Annotated in this window: 4 protein-coding genes; 3 read left to right on the plus strand and 1 reads right to left on the minus strand. The window is 69.5% G+C overall.

Annotated features, from left to right (window positions below; genetic code table 11):
- Window positions 1–224: 224 nt before the first annotated feature.
- Complete coding sequence (locus tag ACFVS6_RS35370; RefSeq protein WP_389710557.1) at window positions 225–1,514, minus strand: extracellular solute-binding protein; 1,290 nt, start codon at window positions 1,512–1,514, stop codon at window positions 225–227.
- Window positions 1,515–1,803: 289 nt separating this feature from the next.
- On the opposite strand from ACFVS6_RS35370, the gene ACFVS6_RS35375 reads away from it, so the two are divergent.
- From ACFVS6_RS35375 to ACFVS6_RS35385, 3 genes are all read left to right on the plus strand, one after another.
- Window positions 1,804–2,568: a GntR family transcriptional regulator gene (locus ACFVS6_RS35375; RefSeq protein WP_389710558.1), complete on the plus strand. Its 765-nt coding sequence runs from the start codon at window positions 1,804–1,806 to the stop codon at window positions 2,566–2,568.
- 130 nt (window positions 2,569–2,698) lie between these two features.
- Window positions 2,699–4,951, plus strand: a complete 2,253-nt coding sequence (locus ACFVS6_RS35380; RefSeq protein ID WP_389710560.1) for a carbon starvation CstA family protein — start codon at window positions 2,699–2,701, stop codon at window positions 4,949–4,951.
- A 14-nt stretch (window positions 4,952–4,965) separates the two neighbouring features.
- Window positions 4,966–5,163 carry a CstA-like transporter-associated (seleno)protein gene (locus ACFVS6_RS35385; protein WP_389710570.1) on the plus strand — a complete coding sequence of 66 codons (198 nt, stop codon included), beginning with the start codon at window positions 4,966–4,968 and terminating at the stop codon, window positions 5,161–5,163.
- Window positions 5,164–5,220: the final 57 nt, after the last annotated feature.

The raw sequence follows: 5,220 nt of genomic DNA on the forward strand, positions 1-5,220 counted from the left end.
GGCGGGGCCCCGGTGGGGGGGGGGGGCTCGGCGGGGTTTCGGCGCGCTCCCTCCGCCGGGGGGGGGCGCGCGCGCGGCGGCCGGGCCCCCCCCCCCCACCCCCCGGTGCGTTCACACTGCTGGTTCCTGCGGGTGCTGCGGTGTTACAGGTGGTGCGGTGTTTCAGGTGGTGCGGTGCTGCGGGTGCCGCGGCGCGTCAGGTGGTGCGGTGCCGCGGGGCGGGACTACCTGTTGATGCGGCTCGCGATTTCCTTGTCCGCGTCCGCGCCCGCCTTGGCGGCGTCCTCACCCTTCAGGACCTTGGTCATGAACTCCTTGATGGGGTTCGGCTCGGTCTCGACGTTCGCCCAGCCCGCGGTGACCGGGGTGATCTTGCCGGAGGCGGCGGCCTTGGCCATCGACTCGGCGAAGGAGCCCGGGGCGGCGGCGAAGTTCGCGGCCGTCTGGTTCGGGAGCAGCGCGCCCTCGGTGGCGGTGGCGTACTTGGTCATCTGGTCCTTGCCTGCGGCGAGGGCCAGCCACTCCTTGGCGAGCTCCTTGTTCTTGGAGCGCTCGGCGACGGCGAGGTTCGAGCCGCCGAGGAAGACGGAGCCCGGCTTGTCGGCGGTCTTGCCCGGGATCGGGAAGTAACCGAAGTCGCCTTCCTTGCCCGCTTCCTTCAGGGCCTTCAGCGCGCCCTGCGCCTCCCAGCCGAGACCGATCCAGGACGAGACGCCGCCCTTGGGGATGATGTCGGTGGACTGCTGCGGGGTGGCCTCGTCCTTGTCCTTGGGGGCCGTGGAGAAGGACTGGAGCTTCTTGTAGAAGTCCATCGCGGAGGCGGCCTGCGGGGTGGAGAGCTGGCCCTTCCACTTGCCGCCGTCCTTGACGGCGAGGTCGCCGCCCTCGTCCCAGACGAAGCCGGCGAGGATGTACCAGCTCTGGCCGGGCAGGTAGATCGGCTGCGAGGCCGGGTCGGAGGCCTTCAGCTTCTCCAGGCCGGCCACCCACTCGTCGCGGGTCTTCGGGACGGTGACGCCGGCCTTCTCGTAGGCCTTCTTGTCGTAGACGACGACGCGGTTGGCGGCGTACCACGGGGCGGCGTAGAGCTTGCCGTCGACCTCGGCGGAGGACGTCATGCCCTTCGACCAGGCGTCGGCGCCGAGCTTGGCCTTGTCGCCCGACAGGTCCGCGAGGCCACCGGTGACGGCGTAGCCGACGGTCTGGGTGTTGCCGAGCTCAATGACGTCCGGCGGGGTGTTCTCCGAGAGGGCCGTGGTGACCTTCTCCTGGATACCGGTCCACTTCTGCTCCTCGACCTTGACCGTGACACCGGGGTGCTTGGCCGAGAACTCCTTGTTGACCTCGTCGATCCAGGCCTTGGGTGCGGAACCGTCCATCACCCAGACGGTGATCTCCTTGGCCGCGCCACCCGATGCTTCGGTCTTCGCCTTGTCGTCGGCACCGTCGCCACACGCCGCGAGGCCGATAACCATGCCCGCGACTCCGACCGCCGCGATGAGCTTGCGCTTCACGCCACCCTCCTCAGGGATGCTGCCTGCAACTTCCCTCGCCCACCGCGGTGACGTACCAAGTACTGCCCGTGGGGCCGGGATCCGATCCAGATTGGTTTAGACCAGTAGCTGGAGCTTGGCCTAGACCTTTAGGGGTGTCAAGGGTCTAATGAGCGGGTGCTCGGTCCGTTATCGGACCGACACCTGGGGGAGGGAGGAGGCCTGTCCCCCCTCCCGTGTCACGATGTGACCGCACATATCGGAGGAGCCGGTGACGGCAGCGAAACTGGAGTCGGGAAGGCGGGCGGCGATGGCCACCGAAGGGGCGACCACGGAGCCGGAAGGCGGGGCAGTCACCCGGACGGCGCGCGTGCCCAAGTACTACCGTCTCAAGCGGCACTTGCTCGACATGACCGAAACGCTCCCACCCGGCACACCGGTCCCGCCGGAGCGCACGTTGGCGGCCGAGTTCGACACCTCCCGGACCACCGTCCGGCAGGCCCTGCAGGAGCTCGTCGTCGAGGGCCGGCTGGAAAGGATCCAGGGCAAGGGCACCTTCGTCGCCAAGCCCAAGGTCTCCCAGCCGCTCCAACTCTCCTCCTACACCGAGGACATGAGGGCCCAGGGCCTGGAGCCGACGTCCCAGCTCCTCGACATCGGGTACGTGACGGCCGACGACACGCTCGCCGGACTGCTCAAGATCGCCACCGGCGGACGGGTCCTGCGCATCGAGCGACTGCGCCTGGCCAGCGGCGAGCCGATGGCCATCGAGACCACGCACCTGTCGGCCAAGCGCTTCCCCGCGCTGCGCCGCTCGCTGGTCAAGTACACCTCCCTCTACACCGCCCTCGCCGAGGTGTACGACGTCCGCCTCGCGGAGGCGGAGGAGACCATCGAGACCTCCCTGGCCACCCCGCGGGAGGCCGGACTGCTCGGCACCGACGTCGGACTGCCGATGCTGATGCTCTCCCGGCACTCCCTGGACGCCGATGGCGAACCGGTCGAATGGGTACGTTCGGTATATCGCGGCGACCGTTACAAGTTCGTTGCCCGTCTTCAGAGGCCCGCCTTGTGATCACCGGTTGACTCCCGTTCGATCCTCGGTGGACGCTCGTACCGCTATGCGGACGGGGGCTTACGTCCAGCGGTCAAGCCCCCGTAGATTCCCTGCGCTTACGCAGATGATCAACGAGGGGACGAGGATCATGCCGGAACCGGAAGCAACAGGGACAGACCGGACTCCACCACCGGGGGGTGCGGCGAGCACGGGCGGCAGGCCCGACTCGCCCTCTCCGTCGGGCCGCCTCACCCCGCAGTCGATCGCCGTGTGGGCGCTCGTGGCCCTGATCGGAGCCATCGGCTGGGGCGTGCTGGCCCTTTCGCGGGGCGAGGAGATCTCGGCCGCCTGGCTGCTCGCCGCCGCGCTGGGCTCGTACGCCATCGGCTACCGCTTCTACGCGCGCTTCATCTCGCGGCGCGTGCTGAGGGTCGACAAGACCCGGGCGACCCCCGCCGAACGCCTCGACAACGGTGTCGACTTCCATCCCACCGACCGTCGGGTGCTCTTCGGCCACCACTTCGCGGCCGTCGCCGGCGCGGGCCCGCTCGTCGGTCCCGTGCTCGCCGCGCAGATGGGCTACCTGCCGGGCACGATCTGGATCGTCGCGGGCGTCATCTTCGCCGGCGCCGTCCAGGACATGGTGACGCTGTTCTTCTCCACCCGGCGCGACGGCCGTTCGCTCGGCCAGATGGCCCGGGACGAGATAGGGCCCGTCGGCGGGGCCGCCGCCCTGGTCGCCGTGTTCGCCATCATGATCATCCTGCTGGCGGTGCTGGCCCTCGTCATCGTCAACGCCCTGGCGCACTCGCCCTGGGGCGTCTTCTCCATCGGCATGACCATCCCGATCGCCCTCTTCATGGGCGTCTACCTGCGCGTGCTGAGGCCGGGTCGGGTCACCGAGGTCTCCGCCATCGGCGTGGCGCTGCTGCTGCTCGCCATCGTCGCGGGCGGCTGGGTCGCCGAGTCCTCCTGGGCGGACACCTTCACCCTGGAGAAGGAGACGCTGGTCGTCTGGATGATCGTGTACGGCTTCATCGCCTCGGTGCTGCCGGTGTGGCTGCTGCTCGCGCCCCGGGACTACCTGTCCACCTTCATGAAGGTCGGCACGATCGCCCTGATGGCGCTGGGCGTGGTCATCGCGATGCCGACGCTCCGGATGCCCTCGGTCACCGACTTCGCGGCGCGCGGCGACGGCCCGGTGTTCGCCGGCTCGATGTTCCCGTTCGTCTTCATCACCATCGCGTGCGGTGCCCTGTCCGGCTTCCACTCCCTGGTCGCCTCGGGCACCACCCCGAAGATGATCCAGAAGGAGACCCAGGTCCGGGTCATCGGCTACGGCGCGATGCTCACCGAGTCGTTCGTCGCCATCATGGCCGTGATCGCCGCCTGCATCATCGAGCCCGGCCTCTTCTTCGCCGTCAACTCACCGCCCGGGGTCATCGGCACCACGGTCGAGACCGCTTCCGCCGCCGTCACCAACTTCGGCTTCGCCATCAGCCCGGACGCCCTCGCGCAGGCCGCGAAGGACGTGGAGGAGGCCAGCCTGCTCTCCCGTACGGGTGGCGCCCCGACCTTCGCACTCGGAATGTCGGAGATCTTCTCGGCCGTCATAGGCGGCACCGGGATGAAGGCGTTCTGGTACCACTTCGCCATCATGTTCGAGGCCCTGTTCATCCTGACCACGGTCGACGCGGGCACCCGCGTGGGCCGGTTCATGCTCCAGGACACCCTCGGAAACGTGCACAAGTCCTTCCGGGACGTCAGCTGGAAGCCGGGCGTGTGGCTCGCGAGCGCCATCGTCGTCGGCGGCTGGGGCTACTTCCTCTGGGTCGGCGTCAAGGACCCGCTGGGCGGCATCAACCAGCTGTTCCCGCTGTTCGGCATCGCGAACCAGCTGCTCGCGGCGGTGGCGCTGGCCGTCTGCACGACCCTGCTGGTGAAGTCCGGGCGGCTGAAGTGGGCCTGGGTCACCGGCGTCCCGCTGGCGTGGGACGTGGCCGTCACCCTCACCGCCAGCTACCAGAAGATCTTCTCGGATGACGTGAAGGTCGGCTTCTTCGCCCAGCGCGACAAGTACCAGGCGGGCATCGACGCCGACAAGGTGCTGCCTCCGGCCAAGACGATGGGCGAGATGCACACCGTGGTCACCAACGCCACGGTCGACGGGGTCCTGTCGGTGCTGTTCGCCGTCCTCATCATCATCGTGCTGGTGGACGCGGGCCGGACCTGCTTCAAGGCCATCGCCCACCCGGAGTCGGTCCGCCTCTCCGAGGTCCCGTGGACCGAGTCGAAGATCGTCGCCCCGGCCGGGCTCATCGCCACGGCCGAGGAGAAGGCCGAGCTCGCGGCGGCGGGCCTCGACAGCGGTGGCGGCCGGGTCAAGGAACCCGTCGCGTGAACACCGCACGAACGCTGGTCGGAGTGCGCAACGCGCTGGCGAGGGCCCGGTACTACGTACGGGAGTTCTCCGGCGAGGCGGCGTACGACCGCTACGTCGCGCACGCCCGGGCCCACGACCCGCAGGCCGGGGTCATGACCCGGCGGGCCTTCGAACGGGCCCGCACCGACGCCCGCGAGGCGGACCCCCGCGAGGGCTTCCGCTGCTGCTGATCGACCCCGGAACGCGCAGAAGGGCCCCGCCGCACCCGCGTCGGGGCCCTTCTGCGC

The organism is Streptomyces sp. NPDC057939, assembly GCF_042887545.1.
In the GTDB taxonomy this organism is placed as follows: domain Bacteria; phylum Actinomycetota; class Actinomycetes; order Streptomycetales; family Streptomycetaceae; genus Streptomyces.